The 15,769-nt window shown below is 67.5% G+C and carries 17 protein-coding genes; 11 read left to right on the top strand and 6 right to left on the bottom strand.

Annotated elements, in window-relative coordinates; translation table 11 throughout:
* Window positions 1-9: 9 nt before the first annotated feature.
* Window positions 10-645: a LysE family transporter gene (locus AWC31_RS18630; protein WP_085145584.1), complete on the bottom strand. Its 636-nt coding sequence runs from the start codon at window positions 643-645 to the stop codon at window positions 10-12.
* Between the two features lie 21 nt (window positions 646-666).
* The gene (locus AWC31_RS18625; protein ID WP_067845890.1) at window positions 667-1,077 is read right to left on the bottom strand and encodes a nitroreductase family deazaflavin-dependent oxidoreductase; all 411 of its coding nucleotides are present in this window, start codon (window positions 1,075-1,077) and stop codon (window positions 667-669) included.
* A gap of 94 nt (window positions 1,078-1,171) precedes the next feature.
* Here AWC31_RS18625 and hisD point away from each other — a divergent pair, with 94 nt between their 5' ends.
* The 8 genes from hisD to hisI are packed head-to-tail and all read left to right on the top strand — an operon-like array spanning window position 1,172 to window position 7,539.
* Window positions 1,172-2,500, top strand: a complete 1,329-nt coding sequence (gene hisD, locus AWC31_RS18620) for a histidinol dehydrogenase (protein WP_085145583.1) — start codon at window positions 1,172-1,174, stop codon at window positions 2,498-2,500.
* Window positions 2,497-3,630 carry a histidinol-phosphate transaminase gene (locus AWC31_RS18615; RefSeq protein ID WP_085145582.1) on the top strand — a complete coding sequence of 378 codons (1,134 nt, stop codon included), beginning with the start codon at window positions 2,497-2,499 and terminating at the stop codon, window positions 3,628-3,630. The genes hisD and AWC31_RS18615 overlap by 4 nt, the downstream gene beginning before the upstream one ends.
* Window positions 3,627-4,235: an imidazoleglycerol-phosphate dehydratase HisB gene (hisB, locus tag AWC31_RS18610; protein ID WP_067845475.1), complete on the top strand. Its 609-nt coding sequence runs from the start codon at window positions 3,627-3,629 to the stop codon at window positions 4,233-4,235. The genes AWC31_RS18615 and hisB overlap by 4 nt, the downstream gene beginning before the upstream one ends.
* Window positions 4,232-4,849 (top strand): imidazole glycerol phosphate synthase subunit HisH, encoded by a 618-nt coding sequence (hisH, locus tag AWC31_RS18605; RefSeq protein WP_085145581.1) that lies wholly within the window; start codon window positions 4,232-4,234, stop codon window positions 4,847-4,849. The genes hisB and hisH overlap by 4 nt, the downstream gene beginning before the upstream one ends.
* The gene (priA, locus tag AWC31_RS18600) at window positions 4,846-5,580 is read left to right on the top strand and encodes a bifunctional 1-(5-phosphoribosyl)-5-((5-phosphoribosylamino)methylideneamino)imidazole-4-carboxamide isomerase/phosphoribosylanthranilate isomerase PriA (protein WP_067845477.1); all 735 of its coding nucleotides are present in this window, start codon (window positions 4,846-4,848) and stop codon (window positions 5,578-5,580) included. Before hisH ends, priA begins: the two co-directional genes overlap by 4 nt.
* Window positions 5,577-6,407 (top strand): inositol monophosphatase family protein, encoded by an 831-nt coding sequence (locus AWC31_RS18595; RefSeq protein WP_085145580.1) that lies wholly within the window; start codon window positions 5,577-5,579, stop codon window positions 6,405-6,407. The genes priA and AWC31_RS18595 overlap by 4 nt, the downstream gene beginning before the upstream one ends.
* Complete coding sequence (hisF, locus tag AWC31_RS18590; RefSeq protein ID WP_067845483.1) at window positions 6,404-7,189, top strand: imidazole glycerol phosphate synthase subunit HisF; 786 nt, start codon at window positions 6,404-6,406, stop codon at window positions 7,187-7,189. The genes AWC31_RS18595 and hisF overlap by 4 nt, the downstream gene beginning before the upstream one ends.
* Window positions 7,186-7,539, top strand: a complete 354-nt coding sequence (gene hisI / locus AWC31_RS18585; RefSeq protein WP_085145579.1) for a phosphoribosyl-AMP cyclohydrolase — start codon at window positions 7,186-7,188, stop codon at window positions 7,537-7,539. The genes hisF and hisI overlap by 4 nt, the downstream gene beginning before the upstream one ends.
* Window positions 7,540-7,560: 21 nt before the next feature.
* On the opposite strand, the gene AWC31_RS18580 is transcribed toward hisI, so the two are convergent.
* Entirely contained in the window at window positions 7,561-9,180 is a 1,620-nt protein-coding gene (locus tag AWC31_RS18580; RefSeq protein ID WP_085145578.1) for an HNH endonuclease signature motif containing protein, read from the bottom strand.
* Window positions 9,181-9,285: 105 nt separating this feature from the next.
* Here AWC31_RS18580 and AWC31_RS18575 point away from each other — a divergent pair, with 105 nt between their 5' ends.
* Entirely contained in the window at window positions 9,286-10,953 is a 1,668-nt protein-coding gene (locus AWC31_RS18575; protein ID WP_085145577.1) for an N-6 DNA methylase, read from the top strand.
* Window positions 10,943-11,938 carry a hypothetical protein gene (locus AWC31_RS18570; protein WP_085145576.1) on the top strand — a complete coding sequence of 332 codons (996 nt, stop codon included), beginning with the start codon at window positions 10,943-10,945 and terminating at the stop codon, window positions 11,936-11,938. Before AWC31_RS18575 ends, AWC31_RS18570 begins: the two co-directional genes overlap by 11 nt.
* On the opposite strand, the gene AWC31_RS18565 is transcribed toward AWC31_RS18570, so the two are convergent.
* Together AWC31_RS18565 and AWC31_RS18560 are read right to left on the bottom strand one after the other, a co-directional pair.
* Window positions 11,935-12,732: an ABC transporter ATP-binding protein gene (locus AWC31_RS18565; RefSeq protein WP_085145575.1), complete on the bottom strand. Its 798-nt coding sequence runs from the start codon at window positions 12,730-12,732 to the stop codon at window positions 11,935-11,937. The genes AWC31_RS18570 and AWC31_RS18565 overlap by 4 nt on opposite strands.
* Window positions 12,729-13,400 carry a FadR/GntR family transcriptional regulator gene (locus tag AWC31_RS18560; protein ID WP_085145574.1) on the bottom strand — a complete coding sequence of 224 codons (672 nt, stop codon included), beginning with the start codon at window positions 13,398-13,400 and terminating at the stop codon, window positions 12,729-12,731. Before AWC31_RS18560 ends, AWC31_RS18565 begins: the two co-directional genes overlap by 4 nt.
* A 249-nt stretch (window positions 13,401-13,649) precedes the next feature.
* On the opposite strand from AWC31_RS18560, the gene AWC31_RS18555 reads away from it, so the two are divergent.
* Window positions 13,650-15,308, top strand: coding sequence for a 2-isopropylmalate synthase (locus AWC31_RS18555; protein WP_234816917.1), 1,659 nt, complete (start codon window positions 13,650-13,652; stop codon window positions 15,306-15,308).
* Here AWC31_RS18555 and AWC31_RS18550 read toward each other — a convergent pair.
* Entirely contained in the window at window positions 15,295-15,759 is a 465-nt protein-coding gene (locus AWC31_RS18550; protein ID WP_085145572.1) for a peroxiredoxin, read from the bottom strand. The genes AWC31_RS18555 and AWC31_RS18550 overlap by 14 nt on opposite strands.
* Window positions 15,760-15,769: the final 10 nt, after the last annotated feature.

Genomic DNA, 15,769 nt, shown 5'->3' with positions numbered 1-15,769 from the left:
CGGTTTCGGTTAGGCGGGCGCGCTGCGCCGCACCAGGGACAGGACCACTGCCGCGGTCGCGAACAATCCGGAGAACACGCGGTTGAGCACCGTCTGTTGCCGCGGCGTGTGCAGCCACTGCAGCAAGCGGACCGCCAGCCCGGTGTAGAGGCCCATCACGACGAGGTCGACAACGATCATCGTCACCCCGATCGCCAGATACTGCGGCAGCAGCGGAGCGGTCGGCACGACGAACTGCGGCAGTACCGCGAGGAAGAACACCAGGCCTTTGGGGTTGGTGGCATTGACGAGAAACCCGCGCACGACCAGGGCCAGGCGGCCGCCCTCGGTGGACTTGCCGACCTGCTCACGCAGGTCAAGCGTGGCGGTCCGCCATTGCCGAACGGCCAGGTAGACGAGATAGGCCACCCCGACCCATTTGATGATGTTGAACGCCAGCAGCGAGCCGGCCACCGCCGCGCCGAGGCCGACGGCCACGAGCGTCAGCTGCAGCATCAGGCCGATCTCCAAGCCCAGGATGCTCCAGTACCCGCGGCGTACGCCGTGCGTGAGGCCCGTGGCCATCGACTGGATCGCCCCGGCGCCCGGGGACACGCTGATCACGATCGCCGCGCCGAAGAACGCCAGCCAGACTTGCCACGCCATACGTGCAGTCTGGCAGCGACGTCAAACGATATCGGCGACGAACACCCCGGTCCGGCGGGCGCCGATGCGGGCGATCCGGGGAAGCGACGGATCGTCGGTCCCGGCGGGCAGCACCCTGGGATTGGTGATCTTGACGTCGCCGCGGAACAGGTGGACGTCCGCCTCCCCGGCCGCGAGGACGTTCTTGACCCAGTTGGTCTTGCCGTGGGCGAGCAGGACCGCGAGCACGTTGCCCTTGCGGTAGCTCGTGACGATGGTCTCGTACGGGGTTCCCGACGTGCGACCCCGATGCTTGATGACGGTGAAGCCGGGCAGGCGTTTCGACAGTGGTCGCATGGCCGGATTCATGTACTTGATCTGCAGGCGTTCCAGCCAGGGCGGAACGAGCATCGGCACGCCCGGGGCGTGGTTGGGATGGTCTTTGGCGGACATCGCGGGCTCCATTCGCAGGTCTTGCGGCCACCCTACGGTGGCTGCGGCTCGATGGATTTTTATTCAGGTGGACTGATCAGGGACAATTGACGCGATGGCCGAGTTTCAGATGTCCCGTATCGACCTGCGCAACCGCGCGTTGAATGCAGCCCAACTCCGTGCTGCCCTGCCGCGCGGTGGCGTCGACGTGGACGCCGTGGTGCCCAAGGTCCGCCCGATCGTCGAGGCGGTCGCGCAGCGTGGTGCGGCTGCGGCATTGGAGTACGGCGAGTCCTTCGACGGTGTCCGCCCGGACACCGTGCGGGTGCCGGCCGCGGCCCTCACACAGGCACTTGCCGAACTCGACCCGGCCGTGCGCACCGCGCTTCAGGTGTCGATCGATCGCGCGCGTGCGGTGCACGCCGACCAGCGCCGTACCGACACCACCACGACGCTCGCCCCGGGTGCGACCGTCACCGAGCGTTGGGTTCCGGTCGAGCGGGTCGGGCTCTACGTGCCCGGCGGCAACGCCGTCTACCCGTCGAGCGTCGTGATGAACGTCGTGCCCGCCCAGACCGCAGGGGTGGACTCGCTGGTGATCGCCAGCCCGCCGCAGGCCCAGTTCGGCGGGCTGCCGCACCCGACGATCCTGGCCGCGGCCGCGCTGCTCGGCGTCGACGACGTGTGGGCCGTCGGCGGAGCGCAGGCGGTCGCATTGCTGGCCTATGGTGGCACCGACACCGACGGCACCGAGCTGGCACCTGTCGACATGATCACGGGGCCGGGCAACATCTATGTGACCGCCGCGAAGCGGATCTGCCGCTCCCAGGTGGGCATCGACGCCGAGGCCGGTCCGACGGAGATCGCCATCCTCGCCGACCACACCGCCGATCCGGTGCACGTCGCCGCCGATCTGATCAGCCAGGCCGAGCACGATGAGATGGCGGCCAGCGTGCTGGTCACCGACAGCGTCGCGCTTGCCGAGGCCACCGACCGCGAACTGGCCAACCAGCTCGCCACCACGGTCCACGTCGAACGCGTGACGGCGGCGCTCACCGGCAAGCAGTCGGCGACGGTGCTGGTCGACGACATCGAAGCCGGCATCCGAACCGTGAACGCCTACGCCGCCGAGCACCTCGAGATCCAGACCGCCGATGCCGCCGGTGTCGCGGGCCGGATCCGTTCCGCCGGTGCGATTTTCGTCGGGGCATGGTCGCCGGTGAGCCTCGGCGACTACTGCGCCGGTTCCAATCACGTGCTGCCGACCGCGGGTTGTGCCCGGCATTCCAGCGGGTTGTCGGTGCAGACCTTCCTGCGCGGGATCCACGTCGTCGAGTACGACGAAGCAGCGCTCAAAGACGTGTCCGGGCATGTGATCACGTTGTCCAAGGCCGAGGATCTGCCGGCGCACGGTGAAGCGGTGCGACGGAGGTTCGAGCGGTGACGGGCGCAAAGGATGTGACGCTGGCCGATCTGCCGTTGCGCGACAATCTGCGCGGCAAGTCGCCGTACGGCGCGCCGCAATTGCAGGTTCCGGTGCGGCTCAACACCAATGAGAACCCGCACCCGCCGACTCAGGCGCTCGTCGACGACGTCGCGGCGTCAGTGCGCGAGGCGGCGGCCGAACTGCACCGCTATCCCGACCGGGACGCGGTCGCGTTGCGTACCGATCTGGCGGCATACCTGACCGCGGCGACGGGTACGCATCTGACGGTGGACAACCTGTGGGCGGCCAACGGCTCCAACGAGATCCTGCAGCAGCTGCTGCAGGCGTTCGGCGGCCCGGGCCGCAGCGCGATCGGTTTCGTGCCCTCGTACTCGATGCATCCGATCATCTCCGACGGCACCCAGACCGAGTGGTTGCAGGCCGCGAGGTCAGACGATTTCGGCCTCGACGTCGATGTCGCGATCGCGGCCATCAAGGACCGCAGGCCCGACGTGGTGTTCGTGACCAGCCCGAACAACCCTTCGGGACAGAGCATTCCGCTGGATGACCTGCGCCGGGTCCTCGACGCCATGGCAGGCGGCATCCTGATCGTCGACGAGGCCTACGGCGAGTTCTCCTCGCAACCCAGCGCGGTGGCCCTGCTCGACGAGTACCCGGCCAAGCTCGTCGTCTCCCGCACCATGAGCAAGGCGTTCGCGTTCGCGGGTGGGCGGCTCGGTTACCTTGCCGCCGCGCCCGCGGTGATCGACGCGCTGCTATTGGTGCGGTTGCCCTATCACCTGTCGGTGCTGACGCAGGCAGCGGCGCGCGCCGCACTGCGCCACGCCGACGAGACGCTGGGCAGTGTCGCCAAGCTCGCGGCCGAACGCGACCGGGTCAGCGCCGAGTTGGCGCGGCTGGGGTTCCGGGTGATCCCGAGCGACGCCAATTTCGTCCTGTTCGGTGAATTCACCGATGCCCCCGCCACCTGGCAGCGTTACCTGGACGACGGAGTGCTCATCCGTGACGTCGGGATCCCCGGCTACTTGCGGGTGACCATCGGCCTGGCGGACGAGAACGACGCATTTCTGGCCACCAGTGCCGAAGTGGCCAAGACCGAACTCAACAGCCCGGTAGGAGCATCGTGAGCCGTCGCGCGAAGGTCGAACGCAAGACCAAGGAATCCGACATCGTCGTCGAGCTCGACCTCGACGGCACCGGTGTCGTCGACATCGACACCGGCGTCCCGTTCTTCGACCACATGCTCACGTCGCTCGGCAGCCACGCGAGCTTCGATCTGACCGTGCACGCCAAGGGCGACATCGAGATCGAGGGGCATCACACCGTCGAGGACACCGCGATCGTGCTGGGGCAGGCCCTCGGTGAGGCGCTGGGCGACAAGAAGGGGATCCGCCGGTTCGGCGATGCGTTCATCCCGATGGACGAGACGTTGGCGCATGCCGCTGTCGACGTGTCGGGCCGGCCGTACTTCGTGCACACCGGTGAGCCGGAGTTCATGGTCGAATTCACGATCGCCGGATCGAGCGCGCCGTACCACACCGTGATCAACCGGCATGTGTTCGAGTCGCTGGCCTTCAACGCGCGCATCGCTCTACATGTGCGCACGCTCTACGGCCGCGATCCGCACCACATCACCGAGGCCCAGTACAAGGCGGTCGCGAGGGCGCTGCGGCAGGCCGTGGAGTTCGACCCCCGCGTGACCGGCGTTCCTTCGACCAAAGGCACGCTGTGACAAAGAAACTCGTGGTGCTCGACTACGGCTCGGGCAACCTGCGGTCGGCGCAGCGGGCGCTTGAGCGGGTCGGAGCCGATGTCGAGGTGACCGCCGACCCGGGCGCCGCCGCGGCGGCCGACGGCCTGGTGGTGCCCGGTGTGGGGGCGTTCGAGGCGTGCATGACCGGGCTGCGCTCGATCGGCGGCGAGAAGATCATCGCCGATCGGTTGCAGAACGGCCGTCCGGTGCTCGGGGTGTGCGTGGGTATGCAGATCTTGTTCGCGCGGGGCATCGAGTTCGGGGTGGAATCCGTCGGTTGCGGGCAGTGGCCCGGATCGGTCACCCGGCTGGATGCGCCGGTGGTGCCGCACATGGGTTGGAACGTCGTGGACGCGCCCGACGGCAGCACGCTGTTCAAGGGCCTCGACGCCGCCACCCGCTTCTACTTCGTCCATTCCTACGCCGCACAGGAATGGACGGGACGATCCGAAGCCCTGGTGACGTGGGCTACGCATCACGTGCCGTTCATCGCCGCCGTCGAGGACGGCGCCTTGTCGGCGACACAATTTCATCCGGAGAAGAGTGGCGACGCCGGTGCGACGCTCCTCGCGAATTGGGTTGAGGGACTGTGAGTTTGATTTTGCTCCCCGCTGTCGACGTGGTCGGCGGTCAGGCGGTACGGCTCGTTCAGGGCAAGGCTGGCAGCGAGACCGATTACGGCTCGGCGTTGGAGGCCGCAGAGGCCTGGCAACGCGATGGCGCCGAGTGGATTCACCTGGTCGATCTGGACGCCGCGTTCGGCCGGGGCAGCAACCGTGAACTGCTCGCCGAGGTGGTCGGCAAGCTCGACGTCGACGTGGAGCTGTCCGGCGGTATCCGCGACGACGATTCGCTCAAGGCAGCCCTGGCGACGGGTTGTGCCCGGGTCAACATCGGCACCGCGGCGCTCGAGAACCCGCAGTGGTGTGCGCGGGCCATCGCCGAGTACGGCGACAAGGTGGCGGTCGGACTCGATGTCCAGATCGTCGATGGCGCCCACCGGCTTCGCGGCCGCGGCTGGGAGACCGACGGTGGCGATCTGTGGGAGGTGCTGGAACGTCTTGACCGCGAAGGCTGTTCGCGGTTCGTCGTCACCGACGTGACCAAGGACGGCACGCTGACCGGACCCAATCTGGAGCTGTTGTCGGCGGTCGCCGGCCGTACCGACGCTCCGGTGATCGCGTCGGGCGGCGTTTCGAGCCTCGACGATCTGCGGGCGATTGCGACGCTCACCGGAAGCGGTGTGGAAGGCGCGATCGTCGGCAAGGCGCTCTACGCCGGGCGATTCACGTTGCCGCAGGCGTTGGCCGCGGTCAGCGGATAACGGCGGTGGGGGAACTGGAGACTTCAAAGCTCGCCGCATTGGTCGCCACCGCGGCCGAGATCCTCGACGCCGCTGCGGTTCCGTTCGTCGCCGGGCACCGCGCCGACTCCGCTGTTCGCAAGCAGGGCAACGACTTCGCGACCGAGGTCGATCTCGCGATCGAGCGGCAAGTGGTGCGGGCGCTGACCGAGGCCACCGGAATCGGGGTGCACGGTGAGGAATTCGGCGGCGAGCCGATCGACTCGTCGTTGGTGTGGGTGCTCGACCCGATCGACGGAACGTTCAACTACGCGGCCGGTTCCCCGATGGCTGCGATCCTGCTGGGACTGTTGGCGGAAGGCGAACCCGTCGCCGGCCTGACCTGGCTGCCGTTCATGGGGCAGCGGTACTCGGCAATCGTCGGCGGCCCCTTGGAGGACAACGGCGTGGCGCGGCAGCCGCTCGGCTCGCCCACACTCGCCGATTCCATCATCGGTATCCAGACGTTCAACATCGATTCGCGGGGGCGGTTTCCCGGCCGCTACCGCGCGGCCGTACTCGCCAACCTCAGCCGGGTCTGCTCGCGGGTGCGCATGCACGGGGCCACCGGGGTGGACCTGGCCTATGTGGGTGCCGGAATCCTCGGTGGTGCAATCAGTTTCGGGCACCACATCTGGGACCATGCGGCCGGAGTCGCGCTGGTGCGGGCGGCCGGCGGCATCGTGACCGATCTGGCGGGCGAGCCGTGGACCGTCGAGTCGAAGTCGGCACTGGCCGCCGCGCCCGGCGTGCACGAGAAGATGTTGGAGATCGTGAAATCGGCTGGGAATCCGGAGGACTACCTGTGAGCGTCGTATCCGATGTCGCCACCAGGGTGATCCCGTGCCTGGATGTCGACGCCGGCCGGGTCGTCAAAGGCGTGAACTTCGAGAACCTGCGCGACGCGGGCGATCCCGTCGAACTCGCAGCCGCCTACGACGCCGAGGGTGCCGACGAGCTGACTTTCCTCGACGTGACCGCCTCGTCGTCGGGCCGGGCCACCATGCTCGAAGTGGTGAAACGGACCGCCGAGCAGGTGTTCATCCCGTTGACGGTCGGCGGTGGCGTGCGTTCGGTCGACGACGTCGATGTCCTGCTGCGTGCCGGTGCGGACAAGGTTTCGGTCAACACCGCCGCGATCGCGCGGCCCGAACTGCTCGCCGAGATGGCCCGGCAGTTCGGCTCGCAGTGCATCGTGCTGAGCGTCGACGCCAGGACGGTGCCCGCCGGTGACGCGCCGACCCCGTCCGGCTGGGAGGTCACCACGCACGGCGGCCGCCGCGGTACGGGTATCGACGCGGTCGAGTGGGCCACGCGGGGTGCGGAGCTCGGTGTCGGGGAGATCCTGCTGAACTCGATGGACCGCGACGGCACCAAGGCCGGATTCGATCTGGAGATGCTGCGGGCGGTGCGGGCGGCGGTCGGGGTTCCGGTGATCGCCAGCGGTGGTGCCGGTGCGGTGGCTGATTTCGCGCCCGCTGTGCAGGCCGGCGCCGATGCAGTGCTGGCCGCCAGTGTGTTCCATTTCCGGGAACTGACCATTGCCCAGGTCAAGGCGGCGATGGCGGCGGAAGGGATCATTGTGCGATGAGTCTCGATCCGAAAATCGCCGCTCGGTTGAAGCGGAATGCTGACGGGCTGTTCAGCGCGGTGGCGCAGGAACGTGGCACCGGCAAGGTTTTGATGGTCGCCTGGATGGACGACGACGCATTGGCCCGCACTCTGGAAACCCGTGAGGCCACGTACTTCTCACGGTCCCGCGGTGAGCAGTGGGTCAAGGGCGCGACCTCCGGGCACACGCAGTACGTGCACTCGATTCGTCTGGACTGCGACGGTGACACCGTGCTGCTGGAGGTCGACCAGGTCGGTGCGGCCTGCCACACCGGCGCACACACGTGCTTCGACGCCGACCTGTTGTTGGGTGGCGAACCGACGGGATAGCGGCCCGCAGAATCGAATCGGTCAGAACGGTGGTGGTCTGTCCAGTTCGATGTTCAGTCGGCGTTCGGCATTGATACGTTGATCGCGGGTTTGCCGACGGGTTCGTGCGCGCGTCGGCATCTTGGCCACCCGGTCGGCGTTGGGTGCTGGTGGCGGCCCCGCGGGTGGCGGCGGTGTGTGGGGTTTCCAGTGGGGGAACAGAATTCGGCTGAACGGAGCAGTGTGCGACGTGTGGCCGGTTGGAGCGGTCCAGGTGTGGCTGCCGTCGGGATGTTGCACATCGGTCCAGCCGTCAACGCCGGTGTGAAAGGTCTTCAGCAGGTGATGGTTTCGGCATTTGGCGCCGAGGTTGCCCGGATGGGTGGGACCGGCCGGCCACGCGACGGCATGGTCGAGGTCGCAATACTGCGCCGAGACACCACACCCCGGGAACTGACAGGTCAGGTCCCGCATCCGTACGAACGCCGCCAAACCTGACGAGGGCCGATAGTGCGCCTCGTCGCCAAGTGCGCCGGCATCTTTGAGAGGTTTCACCGCGGCCCCGGTGGCGATCAGCTCGGCCAACACGGGGGCGGGCACGATGCCGCCGCCGAGCAGCACGCCCGGCCCACCCGATACCGCGGGCACGGAATCGGCGGCAAGCTCGGCGACATCGGGTTCGCCGTGTAACAGTGGATCTCGGGGCGCCGCGGGGGCACTGGCAATGTTCTCGGGTTGCGGATCCTCAACGCCGTGTGGTTCCCGCGCGTCACCGTCGTCGCCCGCATTCTCTGTTGGTGAAACGTCAGCCTGTGACGTGCTGTCGTCGCTGCTGGGAGAGGACGTGGGCAACTCGTCGGTGAGCACGTAAATCACCACGCTGTCGGCCCGGGGATCGACCCCGGCCGCGGCGCAGTCAGGGCTGCCACACAGACAGGTCAGCCGATCAGCCCCGGCTCCAAGCGCGCCCAAGGCATCTGACCTGCGCTGGGCCATGGTGCGCGGGTCGCCGTCACATACGCCGCACGCCATGTCGGTGAGCCGCTGTTTCAGAATCGCGCCGTCGATTCTCGACAACCGGCCCCAGATCGACACAGTGCCCGCGGGATCGTCGGTGTCGCCGAAGTTCACGTCGCGGCTGCGAGCCGCAGTGCGTGTCCGGCGTACCGCGGCAGGATCGAACTTCTCCACCCACACATCGATGGCTTGCTCGACCTTGGTGGCCGACAGCGTCCCGTAGCTTGTGGCCGCACCGGCCAACGCGGTATCGATCAACGCGAGGGCTTCGGTGTCGACCACGAGTTGGGTGCGCCAGGTGATCGTGGCCACGACTTTCGCGGAGATATGGCCCTGCCCGAACACCGCCGCCACGTTCGGCAGCCGGTCACGTAGCGCCTCGGCGATGCGCATTTGCGCCGAGGCGGCCCGGCGACCGAGATTGCACGCCGCGCTGACCGCCGCGGTAGCGCACTCCCAGCCATCGATCGCGCGGTGCGCAGAGGCGTCGTCCTCGTCGTCACAATGACGAGCCACGATCTCACCGATGGCTGCCAGCCGCTCTGCGGCCGAAATGGCCTCAGCACGCGTGCGTTGCGCGAGCGCGTCGATCAGCGCCGCGTCGGTGAGGTCACCGAGCGACGGGAGCGTGCGCGATTCGAACACATGTTCGATGATACTCGCGTTTCCACAGCGCAGCAACGCTTTTGCCACAGTGCGCGACTGTCGGCGGCCAGGTGGGCAACAGAAGAGCGGTAGGACCACCGCCACATGTCCTTCCGGGACTTTGTCGGTGCCGTCGGCAACAATGACGGGGTGACTGACACCGCCGACGCTCGCAAGGTACGCGGTGCATTCTTCACGCCCGACGCCATCACGGCCTATCTCGCGCAATGGGCAGTGCGATCGGCCGACGACCGTATCTTCGAGCCGTCGGCCGGTGATGCGGCGTTCCTGGTGGCGGTCACCCACCGATTGCGTGAGCTGGGGGCGCCTGAGCCGGAGGTCGACGGCGTCGAGATCCACCCGGCCAGTGCCGCGACCGCGCGGCGACGGGTGACCGAGGCCGGCGGACGGGCCCGGATCCGCACCGCTGATTTCTTCGGCGTCGATCCGCGTCCGGAATATGCGGCGGTGATCGGCAATCCGCCGTACATCCGGTATCAGGACTTCCGCGGACAGGCTCGTGCACAGTCGCGGCGCGCCGCGCTCAAAGCCGGCGTCACGCTGTCCGGTCTCGCGTCGAGCTGGGCGGCATTCACGGTCCACGCCGCGCTGTTCCTGCGGCCCGGCGGCCGGATGGCGCTCGTGCTGCCTGCGGAGCTACTCAGCGTCAATTACGCGGCGGCCGTGCGGAAATTCCTGTTCGACCGGTTCGCCAGCGTCGAGTTGGTGATGTTCGACGAGCAGGTGTTCCCGGAAGCCGAGGCCGATGTCGTGCTGCTGCTGGCCGACGGTTTCGACGGCGGCCCGTCAGGTCATGCCGTCATCCATCGGGCTCGCAATGCCGAATCGCTGACATCCGAGCTCGTGCAACGGAATTGGTCACCACGCGATCCGGCGGACAAGTGGATCAGCGGCCTCGTCGGCAACGGCCCGGTCGATGCACTCCATGCACTGCACACCGCAGGCGATTTCACGCTGCTCGAACACTGGGCCGACACCACGCTCGGCATGGTCACCGGCAACAATGGCTATTTCGCCCTGTCGCCGGCCCGGGTACGTGAGCTGGGGCTGCGGCCGGCCGATGTGCTGCCGCTGTCTCCGCCGGGCAGCGCGCATCTGCGCGGCCTCACGCTGTCGGCCGACCAGCTGGCACGGCTAGGGGAGGACGGTAAGTCGATCCATCTCTTCCGGCCCACGGGAGCGCTCTCGGCCGCCGCCAAGCGGTATGTGGAGGCCGGGCGTGCTGCCGGGGTGCATCTGGCCTACAAGTGCCGGGTCCGTGAGCCCTGGTATCTGGTGCCGCTGGTCGAGCCGGCCGACCTCTTGCTGACCTGTATGAACGCCGACACCCCACGCCTGGTCACCAACCGGGCCAAAGCGCACCACCTCAACTCTGTGCACGGGGTGTACCTGCGCGACGGACTCAGCGGGTTGGGCCGCGACCTGCTGCCGTTGGCCGCACTGAACTCGGCGACCCTCTTGCATGCCGAGATGGTCGGCCGGTCCTACGGTGGCGGCATCCTGAAAATCGAACCGCGCGAAGCGGATCGATGGCTGGTGCCGGCGCCGCGACTGATCGCCGAGCGCAGCTCGCAGCTGCGGGATGTCAGGCGCCGGATTGCGGCGCTGTTGAGCCGGGGCGAACTGCTCGGTGCGGTCAGGATCGTCGACGATGCGCTGGGCCTGGACAGCCGCGTACCGTTGGAATCGGTTCGCAGCGCCCACGATTCACTGGCCACCCGGCGGGCGGTAAGGTCACGGCGTGCCCGCTGAACCGTCAACCAAGGCGACCGCGTGGGCGATATTCGATCGCATCGTCGCGGATGCCGCACCGGCAGGCCGGCACTCCAGTCCGTGGGTGCACAGCGACGGCGGGCCGGCCTACGTGCCCGACTTCCGGGTACTGCGCAAACTGCTCGGGGTGCCGTTGCACCTCAATGCCCCTTCGACAACCGGGGTGCCGGCGTTGGCGCTCGACGTGTGGCTGTCCTACGAGCTCCGCCGGGCCGGCTTCGAACCCGACGCGGTGTGGCCGCGGCCCACCGATCCACGCATCATGCCGAGTGCCATCGCCAACCTGCTCGACGCCCTGCCGCAGAAGGAACGCGTGCTGATCGAACAACGTCTGCGGCGCTCGATGAAAGGCGTGGCGGGGTCCAGCGCGAGCGTCCTCGGAAAGCACTACATGAAGCAGGTCGACGTGGTGATCTCGGACTGGGACACCGGGCCCGAGCTTCTCATCAGCACGAAACGCATGGATTCGAGCTTCGGCAAGAACGCGGCCAACCGCGTCGAGGAAAGCTACGGCGACGCCAAGAATCTGAGATTGCGGCACCCGCTGGCCGCACTCGGATTCGTCTACGGTCTGCGGTCGACCATCCTCAATACCGAACCCGAGAAGGCCGAATGGCTGATCGACCTCTTGGGCAAGCTCGGTACCGAGGACGACGCGTATCACGCGGTCGCGTTGGTGATGATCGACTACGACGCTGAAGTGCCCCGCGAAGACGACGAGGTCGACAGCATCGAAAAGGCGGAACCCGACACGCTTTTCGAGATCGTCGATGTCGAGACGGCCGCGGTCGATGCGGCGCTGGCGGCATTGCCCGACATCGCCATCCGCCACGACGCCGTCCCGCCGCAGCTACAGCCGGCGCGATTCCTGGCGACCATGGTGTCGCGCGTTCTCGACATCTCACCGGTGACCAGGCATCGGGAAGCGCGCAGGCGCCGCAACACCCCGGGCCAGGCGCCCTAACGGATCCGCGGGCCGGGCTTCGCTCGGGCCGTCCACCGGCCGTCCTGATGGCCGACGGTCACCGGATGCGCGAATGCCGTCGTCACATGATCGGTGGTGACCGTGTCAAGAGCCGGGCCGCTGGCGACCGTTCGCCCATCGGCGATCAGCAGCGCGTGGGTGGTGCTGGTCGGCAGTTCCTCCAGATGATGCGTCACGAGGATCGACGCCATGTCGGGATGCGTATCGTCCAGTGTGTCAAGGGTTTCCAATAGCTGTTCACGGGCGGCGACGTCGAGCCCCGTGGTGGGTTCGTCGAGCAGCAGCAACTGCGGATCCGAGATCAGCGCGCGTGCGATGAGGGCACGCCCGCGTTCGCCCTGCGACAGCGTCGGCCACACCGCATCGACTCGCGCCGACAGCCCTACGGTGTCGATCAGTTCCTCGGCCCGGCGCACCTGGTCGGCGGTCGGTGCCCAGCGCGCCGCGGTGTCGATGGTTGCGGTGATACCGGTCAGCACCACCTCGCGCACGCTCAGCGGATACTGCAGGCGGTGACGCGGGTTGACATGACCGATCGAGCGGCGCAGCACCGTGAGATCCGTGCGGCCCATCTGTCCGCCGAGCACCCGCACGGTGCCGGTCGTCGGAAAGGTCACGGCCGCACAGAATCCCAGCAATGTGCTCTTGCCCGCCCCGTTGGGCCCCAGCAGCGCCCAGTGTTCGCCGGCCTGCACGGTCAACGAGATGCCGTCGATGATCTGTTTGCCGTCGCGACGGAATGTCACGTCGTCGAGTTCGAGGACCGACGTCATGCGAAAGACTCCTTCAATGAGCTCAGGTGGGTTCTGCTGGCCGCGGCGGCGGCTTCGGGATCTCTGGCGACGATCGCGTCGGCCAGCTGCTGGTGCAGGGCGTGATCGCAGGGTTCGGACGCGATGGGTTTGATCTTGAGCATGTCGATCATCGCCAGCCGCAGCCTTGGCAGGAAGGCATCGAACAACTGCGTCAGCACATCGTTGTGGGCGGCGGCGATGACCGCGCGATGGAAGGCCATGTCCGCGTCGACGTGATCGGGTACCGACTGTCCGACCACGCCGCGGGCCACCAGCGTGCGTCTGATGGTGCGCAGGTCCGCGGGGGTCCGCCGGGTCGCGGCCAGGGCCGCCGCCTCGGCCTCGATGGCGATCCGTGCTTCGATCACCGACACGATCGTCGAACGCCGCAGCACGGTGTCCCAATCCTCGGCGACGTCGAGTGCGGTCACGAAAACCCCGGCTCCCTGCCTGCTGTCCAGCACCCCCTTGCCGGAGAGCTCGCGGATCGCTTCGCGCAATGTCGAGCGCCCGACACCGAGCTGGGCGGCCAGCGTGGTCTCACCCGGCAGCCGATGGCCGAGCGGCCACTCGCCGTCACGGATGCGGGCCAGCAGCAGTGACGCGGTTTGCGCTGCCAGTGGATGGCGCTGGACCTGGGCGGTCATGCCTGAACCTCTCTACTTGTCTGAGGAGTTGTGTGTATAGTCTAGCCATCATGACGCGCGTCCTTCTCCTTAGCCGCCGCGGCGGGGCCTGAATCGACCGGCCCCCTGCCGTGGGGCTGTTTCGCGCCGGTCGAACTCCAACCGACCGAAAGCGGCCTCATGACCATTTCTGCTTTTCCCACCATCGACACCCCGGCCGGTGACGTCCCGGCCACCGCGCCGGCGTGGAACCGGCAGCGGCATTCCCAGATGCCCTCGCACCGCTACGCGAGCGTGTACGACCGCGTCGAAGTTCCACTCACCCAACGGGTTTGGCCCACGGCCCGGATCACCGCCGCGCCGTTGTGGGTACCGGTGGATCTGCGCGACGGTAACCAGGCCCTCGCCGAACCGATGGATTCCGCCCGCAAGCGCCGGTTCTTCGAACTGATGGTGGCCATGGGCTACAAGGAGATCGAGGTCGGCTACCCGTCGGCCTCACAGACCGACTTCGACTTCGTCCGGCTGTTGGCCGAATCCGACATCGCGCCGCCCGACGTGACCATTGTCGTGTTCACGCCGGCACGCCGCGATCTGATCGAGCGCACGGTCGAGTCGATCGCAGGCATCCGCAACGACGTCGTCATCCACATGTACACGGCCACCGCCCCGACGTGGCGTGACGTGGTGCTGGGCAAGGATCGCACTCAACTGCGGGAACTGATCCTGGCCGGCGGGCGTGACGTCCTGGAATTCGCCGGTGATCTGCCCAACGTCCGGTTCGAGTTCTCGCCCGAGGTATTCAACCTCACCGAGCCCGATTATGTGCTCGCTCTGTGCGACGCGATGACGGAGCTGTGGCAGGCCACGCCGCAGCGTCCCGTGATCCTGAATCTGCCTGCCACCGTCGAGGTCGCCACCCCCAATGTCTACGCCGACCAGATCGAGTACATGCACCGCAACGTGTCTCGCCGCGACAGCGTGATCCTGTCGGTGCATCCTCACAACGATCGGGGCACCGGGATCGCGTGCGCCGAGCTGGCTGTGTTGGCGGGTGCACAGCGCGTGGAGGGGTGCGTGTTCGGCAACGGTGAACGCACCGGGAACGTCGACATCGCGACCCTGGCGTTGAATCTGCATGCGCAGGGCGTGGATCCGATGATCGACTTCTCCGACATCGACGAGATCGCCAGAACCGTCGCGCACTGCACGCGGATGCCGATCCACGAACGCCATCCCTACGTCGGGGACCTGGTGCACACCGCGTTCTCCGGCACACACCAGGACGCGATCAAGAAGGGAATGGCCGAGCATCGCGAACGCGCTGCGGCAATGGGTCGCGAGGAACGTGAAGTCGATTGGCGCGTACCCTATTTGCCGATCGATCCGGCCGACATCGGGCGTAGTTACGACGCCGTGATCCGGGTGAATTCGCAGTCCGGCAAGGGCGGCATCGCCTATCTGCTGCTCACCGAGTTCGGAATGGACCTGCCCCGGCGGTTGCAGATCGACTTCGCGCGTCATGTGCAGGGGCACGCCGACGAGAGCGGCGCCGAGATCACGGCCGCTGAGCTGTTCGACCTGTTCGAGGCGACCTACCTGGAGTCCGGCGGTCCGGTCGAACTCAAGGATTGGCACACCGGTGGCGACGGCCCCGAGGCCGTCACCGAGCTGACCCTCGTCGCCGACGGCCGCACGGTGTCCAGCACGCACCGCGGGATCGGGCCGGTGGACGCGCTGACGGCCGCGCTGGCCGACATCGGACGGCCGATCGAAGTGCTCAGCCTGACGCAGCAGTCGATCGGCAGCACGGCGGTCACCTACCTGGAATACCGCTCCGACGGTGCCACCGGCTGGGCGTGCGGTCGCAGCGATTCGGTGCTCGCGGCGTCGATGGCCGCGGTGCTGCGCGCCGTCAACGCGCCTTGAGCACCTCCAGTGCCTTGTCGGCGTGGGTGTCCATGCTGATCTCGCTCGAGATCACCTCGAGGACGGTGCGGTCGGTGTCGATGACGAACGTGGTCCGCTTGACCGGCATGAGCTTGCCGAGCAGGCCACGCTTCACGCCGAACTGGCTGGCCACCTTGCCGTCGGCATCAGATAGCAACGGGTAATCGAAGCGCTGGATGTCGGCGAACTTGGCCTGCTTGGCGACCGGGTCGGTGCTGATGCCGACCCGGGTCGCGCCGGCGGCGGCGAACTCCGCGGCCAGATCTCGGAAGTGGCAGGCCTCTTTGGTGCATCCGGGCGTCATCGCCGCCGGATAGAAGAACAGCACGACGGGCCCGTCTGCGAGCAAACTTGTCAAGCTTCGGATTGTGCCGGTCTGATCCGGCAGTTCGAACTCGGCGACGGTGTCACCCGTTCTGATAGGTGTCATGGCCGCCCAC

Source organism: Mycolicibacterium wolinskyi (assembly GCF_002101965.1).
GTDB classification, from domain to species: domain Bacteria; phylum Actinomycetota; class Actinomycetes; order Mycobacteriales; family Mycobacteriaceae; genus Mycobacterium; species Mycobacterium wolinskyi.
Note: the sequence above shows the minus strand (reverse complement) of the source record. Positions and strands in the feature narration are given on the sequence as shown.

Excerpts from the sequence above, each read along its gene's own strand:
- AWC31_RS18575 (WP_085145577.1), top strand. The coding sequence starts at position 9,286 with ATGTCCTTCCGGGACTTTGTCGGTGCCGTCGGCAACAATGACGGGGTG.
- AWC31_RS18625 (WP_067845890.1), bottom strand. The coding sequence starts at position 1,077 with ATGTCCGCCAAAGACCATCCCAACCACGCCCCGGGCGTGCCGATGCTC.
- hisD (WP_085145583.1), top strand. The coding sequence starts at position 1,172 with ATGGCCGAGTTTCAGATGTCCCGTATCGACCTGCGCAACCGCGCGTTG.
- AWC31_RS18630 (WP_085145584.1), bottom strand. The coding sequence starts at position 645 with ATGGCGTGGCAAGTCTGGCTGGCGTTCTTCGGCGCGGCGATCGTGATC.
- AWC31_RS18560 (WP_085145574.1), bottom strand. The coding sequence starts at position 13,400 with ATGACCGCCCAGGTCCAGCGCCATCCACTGGCAGCGCAAACCGCGTCA.
- AWC31_RS18565 (WP_085145575.1), bottom strand. The coding sequence starts at position 12,732 with ATGACGTCGGTCCTCGAACTCGACGACGTGACATTCCGTCGCGACGGC.
- AWC31_RS18550 (WP_085145572.1), bottom strand. The coding sequence starts at position 15,759 with ATGACACCTATCAGAACGGGTGACACCGTCGCCGAGTTCGAACTGCCG.
- hisI (WP_085145579.1), top strand. The coding sequence starts at position 7,186 with ATGAGTCTCGATCCGAAAATCGCCGCTCGGTTGAAGCGGAATGCTGAC.
- AWC31_RS18555 (WP_234816917.1), top strand. The coding sequence starts at position 13,650 with ATGCCCTCGCACCGCTACGCGAGCGTGTACGACCGCGTCGAAGTTCCA.